Annotated in this window: 18 protein-coding genes; 2 read left to right on the top strand and 16 right to left on the bottom strand. The window is 60.8% G+C overall.

Annotated elements, in window-relative coordinates:
- Positions 1 to 22: 22 nt before the first annotated feature.
- Positions 23 to 1,576 (top strand): response regulator, encoded by a 1,554-nt coding sequence (locus NZ740_06700; protein MCS6771701.1) that lies wholly within the window; start codon positions 23 to 25, stop codon positions 1,574 to 1,576.
- 37 nt (positions 1,577 to 1,613) lie between these two features.
- Here the strand turns inward: NZ740_06700 and NZ740_06695 are convergent, their stop codons facing one another.
- The 12 genes from NZ740_06695 to NZ740_06640 all read right to left on the bottom strand — a co-directional run bounded on the left by NZ740_06695 (position 1,614) and on the right by NZ740_06640 (position 16,862).
- Positions 1,614 to 2,327: an acetolactate decarboxylase gene (locus NZ740_06695; GenBank protein MCS6771700.1), complete on the bottom strand. Its 714-nt coding sequence runs from the start codon at positions 2,325 to 2,327 to the stop codon at positions 1,614 to 1,616.
- A complete protein-coding gene (locus NZ740_06690; protein ID MCS6771699.1) occupies positions 2,324 to 3,907 on the bottom strand; it encodes a lipase maturation factor family protein in 1,584 nt (527 codons plus the stop codon). Before NZ740_06690 ends, NZ740_06695 begins: the two co-directional genes overlap by 4 nt.
- 989 nt (positions 3,908 to 4,896) lie before the next feature.
- Positions 4,897 to 6,360: a terpene cyclase/mutase family protein gene (locus tag NZ740_06685; GenBank protein ID MCS6771698.1), complete on the bottom strand. Its 1,464-nt coding sequence runs from the start codon at positions 6,358 to 6,360 to the stop codon at positions 4,897 to 4,899.
- A gap of 12 nt (positions 6,361 to 6,372) precedes the next feature.
- Complete coding sequence (locus tag NZ740_06680; GenBank protein MCS6771697.1) at positions 6,373 to 6,786, bottom strand: biopolymer transporter ExbD; 414 nt, start codon at positions 6,784 to 6,786, stop codon at positions 6,373 to 6,375.
- A gap of 9 nt (positions 6,787 to 6,795) precedes the next feature.
- Positions 6,796 to 7,212, bottom strand: coding sequence for a biopolymer transporter ExbD (locus NZ740_06675; GenBank protein ID MCS6771696.1), 417 nt, complete (start codon positions 7,210 to 7,212; stop codon positions 6,796 to 6,798).
- A 17-nt stretch (positions 7,213 to 7,229) separates the two neighbouring features.
- Positions 7,230 to 8,024 carry a MotA/TolQ/ExbB proton channel family protein gene (locus tag NZ740_06670; protein ID MCS6771695.1) on the bottom strand — a complete coding sequence of 265 codons (795 nt, stop codon included), beginning with the start codon at positions 8,022 to 8,024 and terminating at the stop codon, positions 7,230 to 7,232.
- Positions 8,025 to 8,068: 44 nt separating this feature from the next.
- The gene (locus NZ740_06665) at positions 8,069 to 8,863 is read right to left on the bottom strand and encodes a hypothetical protein (GenBank protein MCS6771694.1); all 795 of its coding nucleotides are present in this window, start codon (positions 8,861 to 8,863) and stop codon (positions 8,069 to 8,071) included.
- On the bottom strand, positions 8,860 to 11,748 hold the full coding sequence (locus NZ740_06660) for a tetratricopeptide repeat protein (GenBank protein MCS6771693.1): 2,889 nt from the start codon (positions 11,746 to 11,748) through the stop codon (positions 8,860 to 8,862). The genes NZ740_06665 and NZ740_06660 overlap by 4 nt, the downstream gene beginning before the upstream one ends.
- A 76-nt stretch (positions 11,749 to 11,824) precedes the next feature.
- A complete protein-coding gene (locus NZ740_06655) occupies positions 11,825 to 13,858 on the bottom strand; it encodes an ABC transporter permease subunit (protein ID MCS6771692.1) in 2,034 nt (677 codons plus the stop codon).
- Positions 13,859 to 13,909: 51 nt separating this feature from the next.
- The gene (locus tag NZ740_06650; protein MCS6771691.1) at positions 13,910 to 14,293 is read right to left on the bottom strand and encodes a RidA family protein; all 384 of its coding nucleotides are present in this window, start codon (positions 14,291 to 14,293) and stop codon (positions 13,910 to 13,912) included.
- Positions 14,290 to 15,993, bottom strand: a complete 1,704-nt coding sequence (locus NZ740_06645; protein ID MCS6771690.1) for an extracellular solute-binding protein — start codon at positions 15,991 to 15,993, stop codon at positions 14,290 to 14,292. Before NZ740_06645 ends, NZ740_06650 begins: the two co-directional genes overlap by 4 nt.
- Complete coding sequence (locus NZ740_06640) at positions 15,990 to 16,862, bottom strand: tetratricopeptide repeat protein (protein ID MCS6771689.1); 873 nt, start codon at positions 16,860 to 16,862, stop codon at positions 15,990 to 15,992. The genes NZ740_06645 and NZ740_06640 overlap by 4 nt, the downstream gene beginning before the upstream one ends.
- Positions 16,863 to 16,945: 83 nt before the next feature.
- Here NZ740_06640 and NZ740_06635 point away from each other — a divergent pair, with 83 nt between their 5' ends.
- Entirely contained in the window at positions 16,946 to 17,803 is an 858-nt protein-coding gene (locus tag NZ740_06635; GenBank protein MCS6771688.1) for a hypothetical protein, read from the top strand.
- A 39-nt stretch (positions 17,804 to 17,842) separates the two neighbouring features.
- Here NZ740_06635 and panB read toward each other — a convergent pair whose 3' ends face one another.
- The 4 genes from panB to rpoZ form a co-directional block, all read right to left on the bottom strand.
- The gene (gene panB, locus NZ740_06630; GenBank protein ID MCS6771687.1) at positions 17,843 to 18,637 is read right to left on the bottom strand and encodes a 3-methyl-2-oxobutanoate hydroxymethyltransferase; all 795 of its coding nucleotides are present in this window, start codon (positions 18,635 to 18,637) and stop codon (positions 17,843 to 17,845) included.
- Positions 18,638 to 18,942: 305 nt separating this feature from the next.
- Positions 18,943 to 19,524 (bottom strand): DUF4412 domain-containing protein, encoded by a 582-nt coding sequence (locus tag NZ740_06625; protein MCS6771686.1) that lies wholly within the window; start codon positions 19,522 to 19,524, stop codon positions 18,943 to 18,945.
- A 40-nt stretch (positions 19,525 to 19,564) separates the two neighbouring features.
- Complete coding sequence (smpB, locus tag NZ740_06620) at positions 19,565 to 20,044, bottom strand: SsrA-binding protein SmpB (GenBank protein ID MCS6771685.1); 480 nt, start codon at positions 20,042 to 20,044, stop codon at positions 19,565 to 19,567.
- A 73-nt stretch (positions 20,045 to 20,117) separates the two neighbouring features.
- Positions 20,118 to 20,363, bottom strand: coding sequence for a DNA-directed RNA polymerase subunit omega (gene rpoZ, locus NZ740_06615; protein MCS6771684.1), 246 nt, complete (start codon positions 20,361 to 20,363; stop codon positions 20,118 to 20,120).
- Positions 20,364 to 20,548 lie beyond the last annotated feature (185 nt).

Below are 20,548 nucleotides of genomic sequence, written 5' to 3'. Positions count from 1 at the left end.
GCGCCGAGAGACGGCTACTCCGATGTCGACCACCCACGTTCAGGACCTTCAGCAACAGATTCGGACGCTGTTGCGAAGGTTGCAACTTCCCGATACTGCCCTTCGAGAGGATGCGCCACCGCTGTTCAAAAAGCTCGACTTACATGCGGCTAAGCGGCTTTTGCAAACCCTTGACGCCTGGAATGAACGAGGAATCTTCGACGACTCGGAACGCCTTGTTCAGGAGGTGTTGCTCAAGTCGCCCGAAACGAAACAGGCGTTTCTCGAATCCGAACTCGCCCTGCTCCAACAAATCGAGCGGTCCGGCGAGGATCAGCTTCATCGCGGCCCTTACGGACTGTTGGAGTATGTGTTGCCGATCCGCGTGCACGGCGCTCACCTGCACCTGCTGCGCAGCGGGAAGTTTCGCGAGAAGCCGTTCACTGACGCGGAGATTACCGAGATCGCATTTGCCAGCGGGATTCCGAAATCGGCGGTCGCTCCAGCCGCCGCTGCTGTACCGATCCGAAGCGGCGAAACGCTGGCCGCTTTCACAGCGTTGCATCGCCGGCTTCGGGATGCGGTTGCTGCGGCTCTGGAAGCGCAAATCCAACTGGGCCTGTCCGCCGCCGGCGACGCGGCAGATTCATGGTCGAGCTTGGGCGCTCTCGCCGAAGGGGCTGCTCATCAGTTTAGCAACCTGCTTTCGATCATCCTCGGGTACACGTCCCTGGTGCTCGCCAAAACCGACATGCCCGCGGATGCGGTGGCCGCGCTAAATCGCGTTGCGGAAGCCGCGCAACAGGGCCGGCGACTGACAGAGGAAATACTGGCTGCCGCGGCATCGAACCGCGAGGAGGAGCCCGTCTGCTCGTTGCACGAACAACTGTTGGAGGCGGCGGCCCGTCTCCAGGCGGCCGGACTGCCCGCGGATCGGTTCACGCTGCATCGGAACGCCGAAATCGACCGCGTCCCGGCCGCGCCCAACGCCGTGGCTTCAGTCCTGCAAAATATGCTTCGTCACGCGCATGAGAGCGCTACGCCCGGCGCGCGGCTTCGCGTGTACACCAAAAACATCCGCGAGGGCGGCGCGGAACAAATTGTGGTTGAAGTGGCCGAGGAGGGCGCACCCGCCGCGGCGGGAACCGCCCAGATCACGTTCCCAATCTCGCACGAACCCGTCCGGTCGGCCGCCAAACAAGTTCGACGCCGCCTCGCGCCCAGCACGATCTGGGTGGCCGATGACGATCCCGCTGTCCGGGAGCTGTGCCGCCGCATTCTGGAGGCGGAACGTCACACGGTGGAGTCCTGCGAATCGGGCGAGTGCATTCGAAAAAAGCTGGCCGCCGGCGCCGCGCCCGACCTGCTCATCTACGACTTCAGCATGCCGGACCTGGACGGCGTCGAATTTTGCACGTGGCTGCGCCAGAACCAGTATCGGACGCCGGTGATCCTCATCAGCGGGTTCAGCGCCGAACACCCCGATCTCAAACGATTGCTACAAATGCGGAAGGTTTTTCTGCTGCAAAAGCCGTTTTCGTTCCGCGACATGACCGATCTCGTCACCATTGCGATGGGCGAAACCTTGGTGGGCTAGCGGGCCGCCTACGCGTCGTTCCTACCCTTCGCGCGCCCTACCGCGTGGTCGGCAACACCAGATGCAGGTTGGGGGTGATATCGATCTCGATGCGTCCGCCCGCCAACTCAAATTGGCTCGCTTCCCCGCCAGCGGAGAAATCGGCCGCTATGAAATAAAAGTTGAAGCCCGCCGGCACACTGTTTCCTGCGCTTTCGGGCATGCGAAATCCGACAAGCGCGCCGTTCACCTGCTCGAGGGTTCGGGTCCCGCCCTGTTGCAACGATCCGGAACGCGCCAGCGTGCCCGGCGGCAGAAGGGTCACGAATTTGAATCGGCCCTCGACCCGGATCGCCTGGACGTGGCCTGTATCGGGTTTCTTCCAGTTCATCGAATTCCTGAAAACGCGGTCGTTCAGATTGACGACCGAGAAGATATCGTCCGGTTCAAACCAGGTGGCGATCGCGAAGGCGATGGCTGCTTCTCGGACCGCGGGCTGTGCTCGACCGTCGGCGTCGATCCGGCAGGCGGTCCCGCGATGCATCACGAGGCCAGCGCCATCCTCAAAAAATCCGAACCCGTGGTCGCCGCGGTCAAGCAGGTTCGAAACCGCCATCGAGGCCGCGTAGCGGCCGGATGTATAGGCGGGAAAGGTGGATAGCTGGGAAACGGTCTCGCGCCAGGCAGCGTGGGGATCACCCGTTCTGCCGCATCCGGCGGCCAACAGAATCAGCGCTCCAAGGGACAAAGGCAGCGTACGTCTCACGCTCATGGGTGTATCTGAATCGGGGGGCAATACAAGTCTTTGTATTTCCGCATCCACCAGACTTTGCCCTGCGACCGCTCGGCCGGCGTGGCAAAGCGATACTCGTATCGAACAGCGCGAATGGCCACGGGAGGCCGTTGTTCAAACGGATTGAAAGCGAGAAGCCGCAGGACATCGGGTTCGTTCTCCAGCAGCCGGATCATGAGATTGATGAGCCAACGATTCCCCTCCAGCTTGCCCAGCGCAGCAAACCACATTTGCCAGTCCAGTCGCGGCTGATGTGGCGCAGCCAATCGCGGTCTCATGTCGGGCTCGCCCGGCTTCCAGCGAAATTCGTAGGGAATCCAGAGTTGGCCGTCCCACGTTCCCTCCAGGATGATTTCCGGCCGGGTTTTGGTCATGACCGCGAACAGGCCGTAGTTGTTTACGCTGCGAAAGGGAGCGGTGAATCGAACCAGGGATTCGATCCACCGCGGCCAGTCCGCCCCGCCTCCAACCGCCACCACGAACAGGACGCCGGACGTTACGAGCACGAAGGCGGCTGCCACAGCGGCCGCGGCGTGCCGGGCGACACGGAGTGGCCTCCACTCCGGCGAAGGTGCCTCCCGACGAAAAGCGCGAGCGAGCCAGCGCCCAAACCGGCCAGGAACCCGACTCAAAAGGGCCGCGCCGATTTGATCCCGGATCAGCCAGAGTGAGAGAACCGCTGCGAGCAAATTGAAAAAGGTGTAGTTGCCTGTCGCTGCGATGAGCGCCATGAGCGCGATGAATGAAATCGCGGCCACCATTCGGGCGCGATCGCCAAACCAGATCAAAAACGGACATACCAATTCGACTACGAACACCAGCGCACAGGAAAGCTTGTGAAACCAGATCGGCAACTGATGGACATACCACGCGGTCGGAAGCGGCAAGGGCTGGGTCCAGTAATGGTAGGTCAACGCGGTTAGATTTCGCCAGGCTTCATCGCCGCTCGCCCACTTCACATAGCCCGAGAGAAACATCAGGCGGAACATCAGCCAGTGGAAGAGCAAGACAATGATTCGGGGAGGCTCATCCGGCGCTAGCCATCGCATGCGGACCCGCCACGGGGCGGCGAAAATCGCCAAGAAACCCGCCTCCAACAGGAGGTTGTCCCATTGGTAGTTCCAAAAAATCTGGCCGACGGTCGTCGCCGAGAGATACAGGACCCACAGCCCCGCTGCGGCGATCAGAGGGAGGAAACCGGACGCAAGCATCACTGCAAGCGCCATACCAGTCCACAAACAGATTCGGAGCGCCGCATCCGAGGGCGCCAGCCAGAGAATTGTCGGAACTTGGTGAAACCCGATTTCCTCGACCCGCGGCCGAATCGCGCCAAGCCAGGCCGCAAATGGGAGGATGCCTCGCTCGCCCACCAAGCCGTCTGCCTGCACGGCGTAGGACGCGAATGCGGCAAAATAGACCACGCCAAGCAGACGGAGTCCCAACTGATTGGCTCGGGCGTAACCTCGGCCATAATGCGACAGGCCGCGGATCCATACTTGGAGGATGCGAATCACAATCGGGGTTTCGGGACCGCCTGTTTCTTTTGAAACTGCGGGCACGAATCCGTTGCTTCCACTTCCCGCCGATGCAGGCCGCACCACTGCATGAAGGGATTCACCACGTAGTGCGCGCAATGACGGCACAGTTGATCCGCTTCGCCATCAGCAAAAACACGGACTGGCGCGGAGCGATCAGAATCTGAAAACACCTTCGGCGGCGACCGATGCAGGAACGGAACATCCGCTTCCGTGGGAAATTCGTGCCCGCAAAGACCACATCGGAGGATTTCGCCCACTTTCCGGAAACCCTCCATGCGAGGTTGTCGGACCAGCACCGATTCGGCCTTGCATGCTGGGCAAAATATTTCTGCGGATCGGCTCATAAGCACAACTGTAGCGCGTCCGAGAGTCGGGCTAAAGCCGGAATCGCGGTTGAGTGTCTTGCCTAGTCGAAAATGTCCCCCGCGAATTCGATCGAAAGGAACCTCATGTGGGGACGGAGGGAAGACCTCGCAATGAGAGAATTTCGAAGGAGCAGAACAAGCGAACGAGGCTGAAAGGGCGGCGGCGAGGCGCGCGGAGGGGCACACCGAGGTCGCAAAAGCGAAATTCGGGGTTTCCCTCTGGAAGATCTTGGAAGGCCCAGTTCCAACCAGCGCCGGTCGTGAATGGCGCCGTTCCACCGACGACAATCGGAATTTGATTTGCGAACGCAGTGGAAGGCGTCCCTCCATCGGGAATGGAGGGCCCGCTTCCACGCGGGCCCCTTTCCGACAGGGCAGAACCTATCCTTCTACCAAAATCGGCCGAACTGGAACTCGTCCTTCCACGAATATCGGGCAAGACGGAACTTGCCACTCCAAAAAATTGAGGCCGTAAAAGGAAGGTCTATCGCGTCAAATCTGTAAACATCATAGCAGTGTTCGACGTCTTGGAAGCTGGAATCGACGCGGTGATGCCTCTCAGCAATTCAGCCAGCTTCGGATTGATGGGGCCTCGATGTGTAAGGCCCTCAAATTTCAACTTCAGTGATTGCGACCGGAAGGCGACTAGATAATTTCGACGGTAACGTCGTCCTTCTTCTCGTCTTCCTCGCTCTCGACGGCAATCGGCTTGTAGGTCGGCAGGAATCGGTAATAGACCTGAAGCGTCAAGGCGGCCAACGTGGTCGAGTAAACGAGACCGTGATTGGTCTCCTTGCCGTGGGCGTCCTCTTTTAGGAACTGGCCGGCGGAGGTCCAACTGCCGTCTTCGTTCTGATTTTTGGTAAGCTCCGGAGCAAACTGATTGTTCCAAGAACTCCACAATTGGCCACCGTGGTGGAACTTCGCCTGTGTGATGTAGTACCACGAATACATCGGCCAAATCGGGGGATTCCGATAGTCGCACTTGAACTCGCGCATCGCATTCAGGCCGGCTTGGACCGCTTTACTCTTGTGCTGGCCCAGCAATTGCAACGACAAGACGCCGACAGCCGTTATGCCGTCGGACCCGTTGCCGACGGAGCTATATCCGAAGCGACCTGTTTCAGGGTTTTGGGAATTGACGAATCCCACCACGGCGCGGTCCATCGCCTCTTTGAGTCCCGGCACCTCTGCGCCCGCGATGTACGCCGCCTTCAGAGCTTGGACCTGCCAACCGGAGACTGACGTATCCCACCGCGCGCCCTTGTCGTACTTATAATCCCACAGCCCACCGGGCTGCTGTCCCTTAACGATGATGTCCACCGCTTTCTCCATGGCGGGCTTCAGTTCCGGAATTCGGGTCAATCCGTAGGCCTCCGCGATCGCATACGTGGCGATGGCGTGCGCATAGACGGCTGGCCCGCTGTCGGTGGAGCCGAAGGCGCCATCCGGGCGTTGAATCGACAGCAGGAACCGGATCGCTTTTTCGACAGTCTGCCCGTATTCTTTCGACGCCGTGGTTTCCCCATGGGCAAGGAACGTCAAGAGTCCGAGGCCGGTCATGCCCGGCTTGTTGGGACCCCAAGACCCATCCGGGGCCTGGTTCCGCTTCAGCCACTCCAGCGCCTTGATGACCGCCCGATCGACGGCCGAAGCCCAGCGGCCGGCGTACTGGCTCAAGCCGCTTGAACGTCCTTCGGCAGACCGACCCGCGAAGAGACCCTTCATCACCAGCGGGCTCTGGTCTGCCACAATATTCAGCTCGGCGAGATCCATCGAGACATCCTCAGACGGCCGGGGCGAATCCGTTGGCGTGGGCGAATCCATTTGGACCGGCATGTCCGTGGGCAGCGCCACATCGGTCAAATCCGTGAGTTCTTCAATCTTTTCCAGCTCTTTTTCGAATTCTTCGAGGTCGACCGACTCAGGCTCCACGACGGTCACTTCGATATCCGGTGCCTTATCCATGGTGTCAAACACCATGAATTTGATCGCCAGCAAGATTACCAGGATGTGAAAGATGACCGATCCAATAGGACCGGTCATGTGTTCCATAATTTTCTTGATCTTATATTTTCGGAGGAATTCCTCTCTCTCCTTCGCGTCCATGGCTGAACCCCATTAATTTGTGCTAATGACCGACAAATTAACCAACCCCGTTTTGGCGCAGAGGTCAAGAACCCGGATAAGATCCTCGTGGCGAGACATGGCCGCACACATGATCATAATAGTCTGTTTGGTATCAATGCTGGCTAATTTGGCGAGCAACCCCTCTAGTTCCGCCAGTCCTACCGGCCGATCATTGATGGTAAACCCGTCGGGGTAGATATGAATCCGGATCATCTTTGGAGGCGTCTGCATCTGCTCTTTCTTGGCCTCTGGCGCCGGCCGCGAGACGTCCAGATTCGCCAGCGAATCAATTGGTTTTTGGGTCACGAGGAAGAAGATCAGTAGCTGGAACACGACGTCGATCATCGCCGTCATGTTCAACTCACCGGATTCCCCGCTGCGATCGCGTTTACGTTCGCGCGCCATGTTGGATTCCTAACTTGCCTTTTCTCGAATCGCCGCGAACTTGACCTTCCACAGTCCCGCGCGGGTCACCGCGTCCATCGCGGCTCGAATCGCGTCATGCCGCGTTTCCCCGTCCGCTCGGATGATCACGGGGACCGTCTGGCCGTGATCGGCCACGACCTTTCGAATGACAGTGTAAAGGTAATCCGCGGACATGTACACGCGCGCAATCGAAATTCGGCCGTTCTTGTCGACTTCGATGACGATCTCCCGTGGATCCCTCGTCTCGACAGGTTTGGCATGCGGCGCCATCGCGAGCCGGATGCTCTCGTCGATGGCCTTCTGCTGCATGTCCGTTGTGACGACGAAGAAGATGATGAGCTGGAACACGACGTCGATCATCGGCGTCATGTTGATGCTCGTGTCTTCCTGCTTGCGCCGTGCCATGTAGGCGGATCCCGATCTTATTCGGAAACGACTTCGACGTTGCGGAGGGATTTGACCAGGTCCGTGGTCAACGCTTCCATGCCCAGAATGATCTTAGTGGCCTTATTGCGGAAGAAATAGAAGAAGCCCACGGCAGGTACCGCGGCGATGAGCCCTCCGGCCGTCGTGTAGAGCGCTTGCGCGATGTTGATGGCGAGCATCTGCTGCTGGGCGGCGCCGGCCTGCATCGTCGCGAGGTTGGCGAAGGCAAAAATCATGCCTTGCACCGTGCCGAGCAGGCCCAGCATCGGAGACAAATTGGCGACGACGTTCAAGTAGGTGACGCGCTGCAGCAGTTTCTCGCTCTCGAGGTCGGCAGCCACGCCGACGGCCTCCTGAACCGCTTCGAACCCCTCCTGCACGTTGCTAAATCCCGCGCTGAGGATGTTCGCCAGCGGGCCCGGCTCCTCTTCGCAGTGTTTCAGCGCTTTCATCACGTCGCCCTGCTCAATCGCCTCGCGCACTTTTTGCACGAGGGACTCTTGCACGATTTTCTTTTCCCGCACCGTGATGAAGGAATCCACGATCAGCGCGAAGCCGGCCACGGAGCAGGAGATGAGGGCGATCCACAGAATGACACCCATGGTGCCCCCGCTCGCGACAACATTGAAGAAACTCATCGGCGAGCCTTTTTTCGCCGCCGCCGCCTCGGCCGCCTTTGCCTCCGGGGATAGTTCCATCTCCTGCCCGAAGGCCGGGGCCGCAACGACTCCGATCCACGCCGCTGCGATTACCGCCACCAGACCCATCGTTGTTCGTGTGCGCGTCGACATGTGTCTCTTCCTCCGCATCTTTTCCTGTTGGCCGTTCAATCCTCTCATAGCTTCCCCTGCGCGCGTTGCGCGAACGGAGATCCGCTAAATTCCGTTGCAACTCGCCGATAGAGGTCCCGGCTGCGTGGGTCGCGCAGCCGCTCGAGCCCCTCGGCTGCCTTGAACAGAGCCTCGGGCACCACCGCTCGTTCCGATTCGAATAGAAACGCAGCCCGAAGGTAGTCCAAAACCGCTCCCTCGACCTGACCCTGCGCCATCTTCATGTCGCCCCGCAGCACCAGTGCGCGCGCGGCGTCCGAGCGCGATCCCTTGGCGACGAGATCGTCCAACTGGGGCGCGAGTTTTTCAAATTGTTTGGCTTCGTTGAGGGCCGCAAGATATCCCATTAGCACGGCGCTTTCCCGCCGTTGATCCGGGGCCGCTTGAAACAGGCGTTCGTACATGGAGACCGCCGCGGCGTGGTCTCCCTTCAACACTAAGATCTGGGCGGAGAGCAACCGGGCTTGGTTGTCCCATGTAAGAAATCGATAGTTCTGCGCTACTTGCTCGAGCAGGCGCAGCGCCTCGTCATAATTCTTTTGCTGGGCAAGCTGTCGGGCGCGGTCGAAATCGGCTGGCCTGGCCGCCTCCGCGCGCACATACTGGCCTCTCTGGTAGGTGACCTGCCCGCGCGGCGTCGTGAGGACAATGGTTCCATCGGATCGCGCGCGAATGTCCGTCCCTTCGACGCGCTCGCCGTTGGGCAGCACGACAAATGGATTTTGCGCTTCGGCGAGCGGTCCGGTCAGGAAACCGGCTGCCGCGATTGCAGCAAGGAGCCAAGAACTCAACCGAATCATGGGGTTTCACCTCCGGACTGGCCGGATGCCGGCGAGCCGGCGGGCGGCGAACCAGCGGGCGGCGCGCCCGCCGCCGAGCTGACCTGTAACGCCGCCTCTGCGCGCATCCGCCGCACATCGGATACTTTGTCACTCGTCGGGAAAAGCTGCAAGAATTGATCGCAACTCTCGACTGCGTCCTTGAACCGGCCGATTTCCATTGCCAGCGGGACGCTCTTCAGCAACGCTTCCTGAATAAACGGCCTCTGTTCCTGTTTTGAGGGATCGGACAGGAGCGCCACGCGTTGATACGAGGCCAGTGCGCCCGCCTTGTCGTTGGCGCGGAGCTGCACTTCGGCGAGCTTCATGCTCGCCCGGTTGATTTGGATCGGATCATTCGCGAACCGGAAAATGTCGCTTAGCGACTGGCTGGCGGCGAGGAAATTCCCGAGAGCGGCATAGGCTTCGCCTAGCATAAACCTCGCCTCGAAAAACAATCCGCTGCGCGGATATTCCTGAAGCAATCGTTCGAGGGCCTTGACGGCCTCCTCATAGTTGCCGCGGGCAAAATTGGCGCTGCCGACGCCGAACAACGCGCGCTCGAGGATGGCGCGCGAAGCCGGCGTGTCTTTCGTCGCCAGAATCTGCGGATTTTCCGCCGCAATGCGGAACGCCTCGAGCGCCTCGTCGTACAACTTGGCGTCGATCATGAGCTGCCCGATGCGCGCGAATTCATCCGGTGAGAAGCGGTCCGGCGTCTGGGCCATCTTGCGAAAGGCCTGCCGGGCCTGCTCGATCTGGCCGATTTCCATCGCGCTCCGAGCAAGAGAAAATAAGGCATTTTTTCCCTCTTCCGACTGGGGATATTCGCGGGCGAGGCGGTCGAAGGTCTGGGCCGCCGCATCCGTCTGGCCGAGTGCGAGCTGCATCTGACCAAGGCCCATCAGGGCCTTCGGCGCGAGCTCCGATTTCGGAAACTGGGACAAGAACTGCTCGTAAAGCTGGAGGGCCGCCGAGCGCAGTTGTTGCACGCGATCCGCCGGCGCGGTAATGCGGGCGATGACGTTGGCGCGCTGGAAGAAGGCGCGCTCGAGCAGCGCGCGATTCCGCTCCCGGTCGGCGTCGGTCGACGCATAGGGATTGTTGGTGGGCGTGAGCCAGTCGATCAGGGTTTTCAGCTCGGCGGCCGCTTTCGGCCATTGCTGGAGCCGGACATAGCAATCGGCGAGGCTGAACTGCGCCGCGGCCCGTTCGGGGCTCGGCGGCACGTCATTGACCAGCTTGGCATATGCGGCGGCGGCCTTCTCGAAGTCGCCGAGATCATAATAACTCCGCGCAATAAGGCGCAGCGCCTGCGGGTAATACTGATCTTTGGGGTAGTTGTCGACGATCCGCTGGAAGTAATAGTTGGCGCCCTCATTATCGCCCGCCTTGCGCCGCTCGTTGCCGAGGAAGAAGAGGATCATTCCGGCGCGCTCATGCTGCGGGAAGCCCTTCAAATACGCCTCGTAGATCTCGGTGGCGAATTCCGAATCCTTCTTATTGTTCGCGGTTGTGGCCGCCGCCAATAGCGCCGTCGCCCCGGCGGGCCGCCCGCTGTAGCGCTCGGCGATGTGCTGGATCACCATCCGCGCGAAAAGTTTGTCGCCGAGTTCGAGGTAGGACTGGGTCGCGAACCCCAGCGCCCGGGCCGCCGCGTCGGCCGTGGGGTAGGCGTTCGCCACTCGCAGATATTCCACGGCGGCCTCAGCAAACTTCTTTTCCCGGAACAGGTTGTCCGCCAGGCGCATCTGCGTCGCCGCGGCCTGTTCGGCGTGGGCGCCAAGGTCGACGTTCACGGTCTTGCCCATCGACTCGAGCCGGGCCTTAACCTCATTTGCTTTGATGCCTGCACGCGGGCCCCAGTCGCTGTCCCCATATTTCACGAAGACATTGAAATATTCGTTCAGCGCGCGACCGAGCGCCTGAATAACCTCATCCTTCTTTGCGGGGTCCCGGGCGGCCGCCTCGGCGTCCTGCTCATACATTTGGCCCAGTAGGAATCGCGCCCCCGCATTTGGATTCAGCGCGCGCGATAGATTCTGTTCCTCGATGAGCTTGTCGATTTCACGGAGGATATCGCGGTACTGTTTGGTGATCAGTTCCTGGGCCCGCGCCCGGTTGCCCTTCGCTAGCTCGATATTGGCCAGCGTGATGATCGAGTGGCCGAACCAGAGGTCGACGCCGCCCCACTGAATCTCACCGCAGATTTTCGCCGCGCGGTCCAGCAATTGAGTGCGTTCGGCTCCGGACGATTTGACGGCCTGATCGACCAGCATTTGCGCCTGCTCGGCCATCAACGAACGCTCGATCTCCCGTCCCGGTTTGGTCGCGATAATCCGGCCCAGCGCCTCCGCGGCGCCGGCCAAATCGCCGGCCTGCTGAAGCATTTGCGCAAATTGGTAGGCGGCGTCGCGATAGGCCTTCAACAGGTCCGGGTCCGACGGGGGCGTCTTGAACTGGTCAAAGAACCCCTTGTAGATCGCCCGGGCGCGATCCATGTCCCCCACACGGAAGTAGCCGCGGCCCAGCGCCAAACGAATTGCATCCGCTTTGGGGTCGCCGGCGGGAAGCTCTGAGATCACCGCCTCCGCCTCTGCGAACTTGCGCTGGGAAATTAGCCCTTCGGCCTTGACGAGCTTCGCCCGGCCGGCCTGGTCCGGGTGCTTCGCTGCAACCTGCTGCATCAACTTGTTTGCGAAGTCCGGAAAACCTCGCTCGATCAGGCGCTGGGCAAACTCAAAATCCTGATCGACAGATTGGGCCCGCGCCGTGGCTGCCGCCATGACCAGAGCCAGACAGCAGCCGGCGAGCGAGATCGGTTTGAGCATCGTGACTATCCCGGCAAGCTCGGATCGGCGCGACATCGTGGCGGTTGAATTAGGAAAATTTTAAGTCCGCGTCAAGGCTGTACCTGCGGAAAATAATCCGATGGTTTCATCGCTAGCCTTTCACGGCACCCTCGGTCATCCCCTTGATGAACAACCGCTGGGCAAAGATAAACAGGATAATAATTGGGATCGATGCAATCGCGTACCCGGCCATCAACGGTCCCCAGAGCTTTATGTATTCACCGGCCATCCGGAGAAGCTGTACCATGACGGGCAGCCTCGCATGGTCCCGCATCACAATCAGGGGCAGTACAAAATCATTCCAAGCGCCGATGAAGTGCATCACCCCGATCGTCCCCAGAATCGGACCCGACAGCGGTATCACCACATGGCGCAGTTGCTGGAAGTGAGTCGCCCCGTCGATCTCGGCTGCCTCGAAAAGGTCCTGCGGAATGTCCGATATGAAGTTTCTAAGCATGAAGATGCCGAAAATCTGCCCGCCGGAGGCGCCGACAATGATGAGGGCCGACAGCGTGTTCAGCAGGTTCATATCCCGCAGCAAGATGAACAGCGGCACGAGGTTCGCGATCGCCGGCATCATCATCAACAGCAGAATGGCATTCCAGAATGTCCCGGAAAGCGGCATCCGGAGCCGGGCGAAGAAATACGCGCCACAAAGGGCGAGAAAGAGCGTGAGCAGCGTCGAGCTTGTTGAGATGAACAGGCTGTTGGCCACCGTGGGGGTCACTGCGTCCCAGGCCGCTCGCCAGTTCTCCCAGTGCAGCGGCGTCGTCAGCGCTGCGGGCGCCAGGTAGAATTGCTGGTTGTCCTTGAAGCTCACCACGATCATCAGATAGAGCGGCAGGAAAGCGAAAATCAGGACGAACCAAATGAACGCGTGCTTGAGGGCGCGCAGCGAAAGGCCGCCCACCACACGAGCCGCGCGATACCAAGGATTGGACTCTAGCGCAAACGCGCGGTCTTCTGGCCGCACCCAGTGCTCATCGCGCTTCCGTTCCGGCAGCCAGCGCGAAAGCCAAGCAAAGATTTGGGGAAACGGTATCGAAGCCACCACAAACAGCCATCCCAACCCCTCAATGCGGTGGAGACCCCACTTGTAAGCGCCGATCAGGATGCCGAGTCCCACCGCGCTCGTCGTCAAGCGGACGGCCGCCTTCTGTCGGGGGTTCAAATTCGTCCACCCCAGCATCAGCGTGCTAAGCTTTTGCAACCCGAGGACCACAATCGTCAACACGATGCCGACCGCGCATGCCGCGCCCATCTCCTGCGTGAGAAAGGCCTTGCGCAACATGAACAGCGCCGGAACAGTCGCTTTTCCGCCCGGTCCCCCTTCAAGCCCTGCGAGGGCCAGGATCATCCCCGCATCCTTGATCGTGTCGATGATGACAAAGACAAGCAGCAGATAAATGGACCCCATGATGAGCGGCAGCTCGATCCGAGTGAACTTCGTGAACCAGTTGACGCCGTCGATTTCCGCCGCCTCGTACACGTCCTTGCTGATGGCCTGCAGTTTCGCCAGGTGCGTCAGCACGGCAAATGAGCCCACCCAGGGGAAACCCCACACGATGCACGCCGTCACAATCAGCCGCGGGTCGCCAAGCCAGGCGGGCATCTGTCCTTCGACGAAGATGCCGCCCCAGCCCAGCGCTTGGTCCAGACGAACCAGCAGGCCAAACAATCCACTTTCGACCAGAAAACGGTTCAAATAGCCGGATGTGGCCTCAAAGAAAAACGACCGCCAGATCAGCACGACGATCAGCCCGGGGATGACCATCGGCACGACAAACAGCGTGCGGTAGAAAAAGTTCATCCGTTCGCTGCGACAGCGGTGGATCGCCACCGCCACAAGCAGCGCGGGGATCATTTTGACCACATTCCATGCGCCCAAAATGAATGCCAGCCGGAAGGAGTTCCAGAATTCCGGGTTGCGAATGAGGTCGATGTAATTCAGCCAACCGACCGGCTCGGCGATGTCCGACCCGTTCCAACGATAAAAACTGTGAAAGATCCCGCTCGCCGCCGGATAATACTGAAACAGCCCGATCAGAATCAGGGTGGGGAGGATGAAAAGGTAGATTTCCCAATGGTGCCTGACCTGGTGCCAATGGACTTTTTTGGGTGTCATGGGGCCTCGCTCTTCGCCGCTGTGATTACCGGCGAGCCGGCGTCAAAACGTCTATACGCTCGCCACGGCCTCGATTTCCACTTTGGCATCCTTCGGCAGCCGGGCCACCTGAATCGTGCTGCGGGCCGGTGCCGTCACCTTGTCGGGGAAATATTTCATGTAGACCTCGTTCATCGCGGCAAAGTCGTTCATGTCCTGCAGGAAAACTGTCACCTTGACCACCCGGTCCAGGCCCGATCCAGCCGCCTCGAGAATCGCCTTGAGGTTGCGGAGGACTACCTCGGTCTGAGTCCTAATGTCGCCGGTTTCCATTTGTCCGGTCGCCGGGTCGATGGGGATCTGCCCGGACGTATACACTAGGTTGCCCGCAATCACCGCCTGATTGTAGGGCCCGATGGGCTGGGCGGCCAACGGCGTAAGCACGATTCGGTTCATCGCTTTGCCTCCAATCTTGCTTTGACGGCAGCCAGAACGGCGGGCTTGTACTCGTACGGGCCCGCAGCGTCCTTTGCAATTCCCTGTTCCATCAGTTTCATCTGCCGGCTCCGGTCGATCTCCGCCCAGACCTGCCGGTTCGACGTCAGCGACCGGTAACGGATCCACTCCGTATTCGCCTCCGCTCCTTCCGCGCCGAACAGCGCGCGGGCGCGAATTCCGGCAAGGAACAACTCGTTCCGCTGCATGCCGCGCCGCCAGTCGCGGGTCTGCTCCTTGTAGTCGATGAGGCCCCTCTCGAGGTAGAACGGGGTGAATTGCTCCGCAAATTCCTCGTAGGTGATCTGGCCGACCTGAAACAGCGCATGAAGCTGGTTCCACTTGATGCCGGTCTCCCCGCCCAGAAAGAAATTCATCGCGCTGTACGTTCCGACGATGTTGGGCTCAAATGCCCGCAACAGCGGATCGGTTTCGCATCCCTGGATGGCGGGTATCCAGCCGATGATCTGGTTGAGGAGCTGGTTGCCGCCCTTCGACGCCAAGAACAGCAGGAAATCCAGCGCGATATCCGGGTGTTTGCTAGTCCGCGTGATGCCGAACTGGAAACCTGTGCCGACCTGTTCCCGTGGACGGGCCGGCGCCACCGGGCCGTAAAAGGGATCGTCCGGCGTGGGGAAGGGATACCCCATCACACCCACCTCAAACTGCCCCTTCGCCTGTTCCTGCAGGGACCGCGCATCCCACGTGCCCGTCGCCATGAACACCGCCTTCTGTTGCGCGAACAGAAAGACGGCCTCATCGCGCGTCAACCCCGTGTAGCCGGATTGGAAATAGCGCGAGATCTCCTCGATCATTTTGAACCGCGCGCGGAAGGGCAGATAATCGAAGGTCAGTCGGCCGGTCCGAAACGCGACGAATTGCTCGTCGTTGCCGACAAACCCATCCCGGTTGAAGTCCGCCTTTTCACGCGCGCGATAGGTCAGGGGTTCCCACATCAGCCCTGACATCATCCCGAAATGATAGCCAGAGCTCGCAATCGGAATGTAAAATTTCCCGTCCGGCGCGCGTTGCGACTTGATGATCTCGCAAACCCGCTGGAACTCGCGCCATTCCAGCGGCGGTTCCTCCAACCCGGTGAGCTTCCGAAAGAGGTCCTTGTTGTAGAAAAACCGAGAGCCAAACTGCGACAGCGGGATACTCATGTATTCCTGCATCTCGTCGACGTACGCAGTCCGCATGCCGTCCTTGTAGGTCTTTCGCAGCGGCACGCCGTCCAGTTCGGTCCCGGCGTTGTGCGGATTGGGCTTCTCCACATACCGCCCGAGCGGGATGAAATAGCGCTGGTAATAAGAAAGCCAGATGTTCGGCGGCAGCATCAGCCCGCACTGTACGATGTCCGGCGCCGTCCCCCCCATCAGTTGCGTGCTGACCCACTGGCCGTAGGTCGATTCCGGAATCGCGTCCTGAATCACATAAACCCGCGGATTGACCTTGGCCCGATATTCGGCGGCCATTCGGTCAATCGCCTCCCGGACGCTCGCCTCCAGTTGCCAGTGCGACATCCGAATCACAATCGCATCGGCCGGAGCCGTCCGGGCTCGATAAGAGGCAATCGCAACGATCGACCACACGTAGACCGCCGCAACGACGATCAGCGCAAAGGATCCTCGAATCGCATGGAGCGCGCGGCGCACGGTCACAGCGAAATCTCCCGCCCCTCGCGAAGCGCAGCTTCCACCCGGTCCATTCGTTCCAAGGCTTCTCGCGCCGGGTAGACTCGAACGTCGGCCGGATACTCCTCGATCAGCCGCCGATAATAGGCGCGCGCCAAGTCAAAATCCCCCGTCTCGAACTCGGCGATCGTCGCGATGTTCCAATATTGCCAGGCGAATTCATTAAACGGATTGGCCGGGTCGATCTCCGTCGTCTCCAACGCGCGAATCTCCGCCTCCAGCCGCTCTTTCTGCATGCCGAGCGTGTTGTACCCGACCGCCATTAGGGACCACGCCGGCTGCAGGAATTCCCGAGTTCCACTGGCGACAAACGCCTGCAGGTTCGAAATCGCCTGCCGGGTTAGATCCGGATCCAGCGTCGCGACAAGGGTCGCATTGAGGTAGATCGTGGCTTCCTTGGCTGCGAGGTGGCCGGGGTATTTATCCATAATCGCGCGATACGCCGCCCGGACGGCGGCGTAATCCGGCTCCTGCCCCACGGGCACCACGTGAATCATCCGGGCCAGCGCCAGCTCGCTCCAGGCGGCAAGATCATGGCCCGGCGCCTCTCGAAGGATTCGCTGATAGTACGCACGCGCTTTCTCGGGATCCTCCCCCGGGCGCCGCAGATTCCACACATTCGCCAGTCCGAACAGCGCCTGCAAATAGGGCTCCGAGCCCGGCGCCGCCGCAGCCAGCGCCGCCTCAAAATCGCGCGTCGCCAGATCGAATTCTGCCAGCCGGAAATTCTGCCAGCCCGACGACAGCGCCGCGCCAGCGTCGGCTGCGCCCGCGCCGGACCGCGAACACCCCGATCCCGCCAACGCGGCCGCGAGGCAAAAACAAGCCAATCGCACCCCAAAAATCATCGACTGGTAAACATTGCCAGACGATGCTTCTCTTGCCAATGTCAAACACTGGGTCGCCACGCCTACACCGTATGCGCCATGCGCTGACAAATCCGCAGGGCCGCTCGCCCCGCCCCGCTGACCTATCCGAGCGAATCTTCCACGCCCGGACCGCCCTGTTGCCCGCGGCCGCACTGTTCTTTCTCGCCGCAGCCGCCATCGCCGCGATTCCCTCCGACCTCGAGACCGGGCAGAGGTTGGTCGAACAACTCTCGCTCGCCGACTGGATGGGCCCGCTGGCGCCGGTCGCCTTGTCGCCATTTTTCGGGCTCTGCTGCCTCTCTGGCGCCGCCCTGTTGGCGGAACGCGGTTGGATTCCCGCGCATCCTCTCTTCCAAGGCAATCCGGCGCTGCAGAATGAAACGGTCTTTTTCGCGCTGCTGGCCCTGACCCTCTTCACATCCCTGCCGCGCCTCACTAAGGTGACAAAGCCCATCGCGCAGCTCGCCGACTTCCTGGAAACCTACGCGGGCATCGTCTACATGATCGTCGTTTATTGGGCCGTCCGCGCCCAATCGCCCCAGGCGGAATCCGCAGCACTCACGCTGGCCGCCGCCGGCCCGTTCGGCGATCTCCTCATCCCCATCGCGGCCGCCTGCAACATCCTTGTGATCGGAACGCTGCGAGCCTTCTTTGAGATGCTGGTTTGGCTTTCGCCGATTCCCCTCGTCGACGCCGCGTTCGAAGCGGCCAACAAGACGCTCTGCGCAGGGCTCGTCGCGCTATATGTGATCAGCCCGACAGCCGCGCTCGCGGTGAATCTCACCTTGTTCGTCCTGTGCGCGCTCTTCGTCCGCGCGGCATATCGCCGCCTGCGAGCCTTCCGCGTAAATGTCCTGGTGCCGGCCTGGCGCCGGATCACCGGCCGCGCGCCTCCCCGCGGCCCATGAACTAACGAGGCCAGCGCACGCCTGGGGCGGCGCGGGATTTCAGTACTGATGCTCCGGCCCGGGGAAGGACCCCGCCTCGACGTCGTTGCGATACTGCAGGATGGCCCGCCGCATCTCTGAGCGCAGATCCGCGTAGCGCTTCGCGAACCGCGGCGGCCGCTCGGTCAGCCCGAGCAGATCGTGGAGGACGAGGATTTGCCCGTCGCAATACGGCCCCGCGCCAATCCCGATGGTCGGCACGCCGACCGACTCCGTAATTCGCCGCGCCGCGCCGGCGGGCATACCTTCCAACACGATCGCAAAGGCGCCGGCTTCTTCGAGGGCGCGCGCGTCGCGAATCAGCCGCTCCACCTCCGCCTCGGTGCGGCCCTGGACGCGGTAGCCGCCCATCGCGTGGACGCTCTGCGGCAGCAACCCGATGTGCCCGAGGACCGGAATTCCGTTTTCTACCAGCGCGCGCACGTGCGGCGCGCGGATCTCGCCCCCCTCGAGCTTGACCCCGTCCACGCCGGCCTCCTTCAGACATCGGCCGGCATTCAGGATCGCGTCCGAGATGGACGCCTGGTAGGTCAGGAAGGGCAAGTCGGTGATCACTAGCGCGTTCGGCGCCCCGCGCCGCACGGCCGCCGAGTGGTGGAGCATCTGCTCCAGCGTCACCGGGAGGGTCGTCGAATAGCCGAGGACCGTCATCCCGAGCGAATCGCCCACGAGGATCATCGGCAGCCCCGCCTCGTCGATCAGTTGCGCAGCCGTAAAATCCGCCGCCGTCAGGACCGCGAACCGCTGCCGGCCCTTCAACTCGCGAATCCGCGGAACGGTCCAGCGCCCGCTCATGTTCCGCGGGTACTCCGGCAGCCGATCCGAGAGATTTTACAGAGCATGGAAAAGCCCACGGCTTTATTTTCCAAACGATGGAAATTTTTCGCGGCGATTTTACATACCATGGAAAAATTTTTCGCGATTTTTCCAGACAATGGAAATTTTTCAGGCCGTTTTTCCAGACCATGGAAATTTCTTCCGCGGCTTTTATACGCCATGGAAGTTTCCAAGCGGCCGGGACGGACCCGACCTCTGCGGAAGCGAAGCCCAGCTCGCGATTCCGAGCGCGGCGGGGCGACGTTATGCCGCAACTCCCGCCTCTATTGCAGCCCGGGAATCTTGAAGCCCCCTGGCAATCCGAATTTCTTCGCGCCCGGGGGCAATTCAAACAGGTTGGCCGGCTGTGGTCCGACCTTGACGTTTTTCCAGTCGACTCGGACGTTGTGGGTTTGGCTCGACATTCGCACTGGAATCCGATCGGACGCGCGAACATAGTAGAGAATGTCCTGATCCGGCGCCTTCACGCGGAAGACTTCGCATTCAACGCCGTCGATGGTCTCCTTGCCGACCGGCTCGAGGAGGTTCGGATCGGCCCACGCGGCATTCGACATGTCTTCTTTGATGTCAATCGACCGTTCCAGATACATCCCGCCGGGCATCAGCACCCATACTACCTTGCGGGCGCCGTTGATAATAGTCACAGAAGGTTCCGGCAACCCGGGCATCACCGTTTCCGACCGGACATTTCCCCGCGCAACGTAAATGCGCGTGGTAATGATCGAGTCGCCCACCGTCATCAACTGATCCGCGCTGAACTGATCGACGACTTTGGGGTTGCCAGCGGACGCGCCGGCCAGCGGCAAAAGACCCAACAATCCCCAGATCACGATTCGTTTCATCATGTCATTCCTCCTAACAGGTCAACTTGGAGATTCGTTCCATTCATTTCCTGGCCCTTGCCATCGCGCGGCGAGCCTCGCGATCCGCTTCTCGCCGCTTGAGGGTTTCGCGTTTGTCCACCAATTGCTTCCCTCGGGCCAATCCCAACTCCACCTTGATCCGCCCGTTCCTCAGATGCAAGTCCAATGGCAAAAGAGTATGCCCTTTAATGGCGGTCAGGCCGAGGAGCCGGTTGATTTGCGACCTGTGCAGCAACAAGCGCCGCGGACGGTCGGGATCCTGGTCCGCCGCGCGCGCGTGAGAATACGGTTGGATGCGCACGCCGTGCAGGTACACTTCGCCGTTCTCGACCGTCGCGTAGCCCTCCTGCAAACTGACCTCGCCGGCGCGGATGGACTTCACCTCCGAGCCGCGCAGCTCGATGCCGGCCTCGATGTTTTCCAGGATATGGTAGTGATGGCGGGCCTTGCGGTTGGTCGCGAGGATTTTTACGCCCGACGATGAATTCGGCGCGGAACTCATGGTAGTCCGAGGTCCCCGGCTGCCCCGCAGGCCGGCCGCGCGGGCTCTCGCGCCGCCGCCGGCGGCCCGGCGGTCAGAGGGTCAGGAAATTGTCCGGGTTCGACGGCCGCGGCTGCGCGGCAATCCCGAGCTCCGCCGTCAGCTTGCCTTCGGCAATTTCCTTGAGGGCGATCTCCATCGGCGGCTGGTTCGGGCTGTCCGGCTTGACCAGCGGGCGCTGCCCGCTGATAAGCTGGCGGACGCGGCGCGAGACCATATTGATCAGCAGCGGAACGTTGTTCACACGCTCTTTGGCTCGATCAAGATACGAGATGTTCATATGGAGATTCCCTAAAACAAAAGCAAACTTGAACAATTAGCACATATCCGAGAGCCATGTCAAGAAGGCTTTCTGCTTTGTCATGAGCGGTATACGCCGCTCGCGGAGTGGCGATACATACGCGCCCGCAGAGGGTCTGACCACATCGCCTCTCGCTTCGCACTTTAGCGGTCGAGGTGAACCAG

The organism is Kiritimatiellia bacterium (genome assembly GCA_025054615.1).
In the GTDB taxonomy this organism is placed as follows: Bacteria; Verrucomicrobiota; Kiritimatiellia; order CAIVKH01; family CAIVKH01; genus JANWZO01.
The sequence above is the reverse complement of the archived record's forward strand: the minus strand, read 5'-3'. Positions and strand labels throughout refer to the sequence as shown.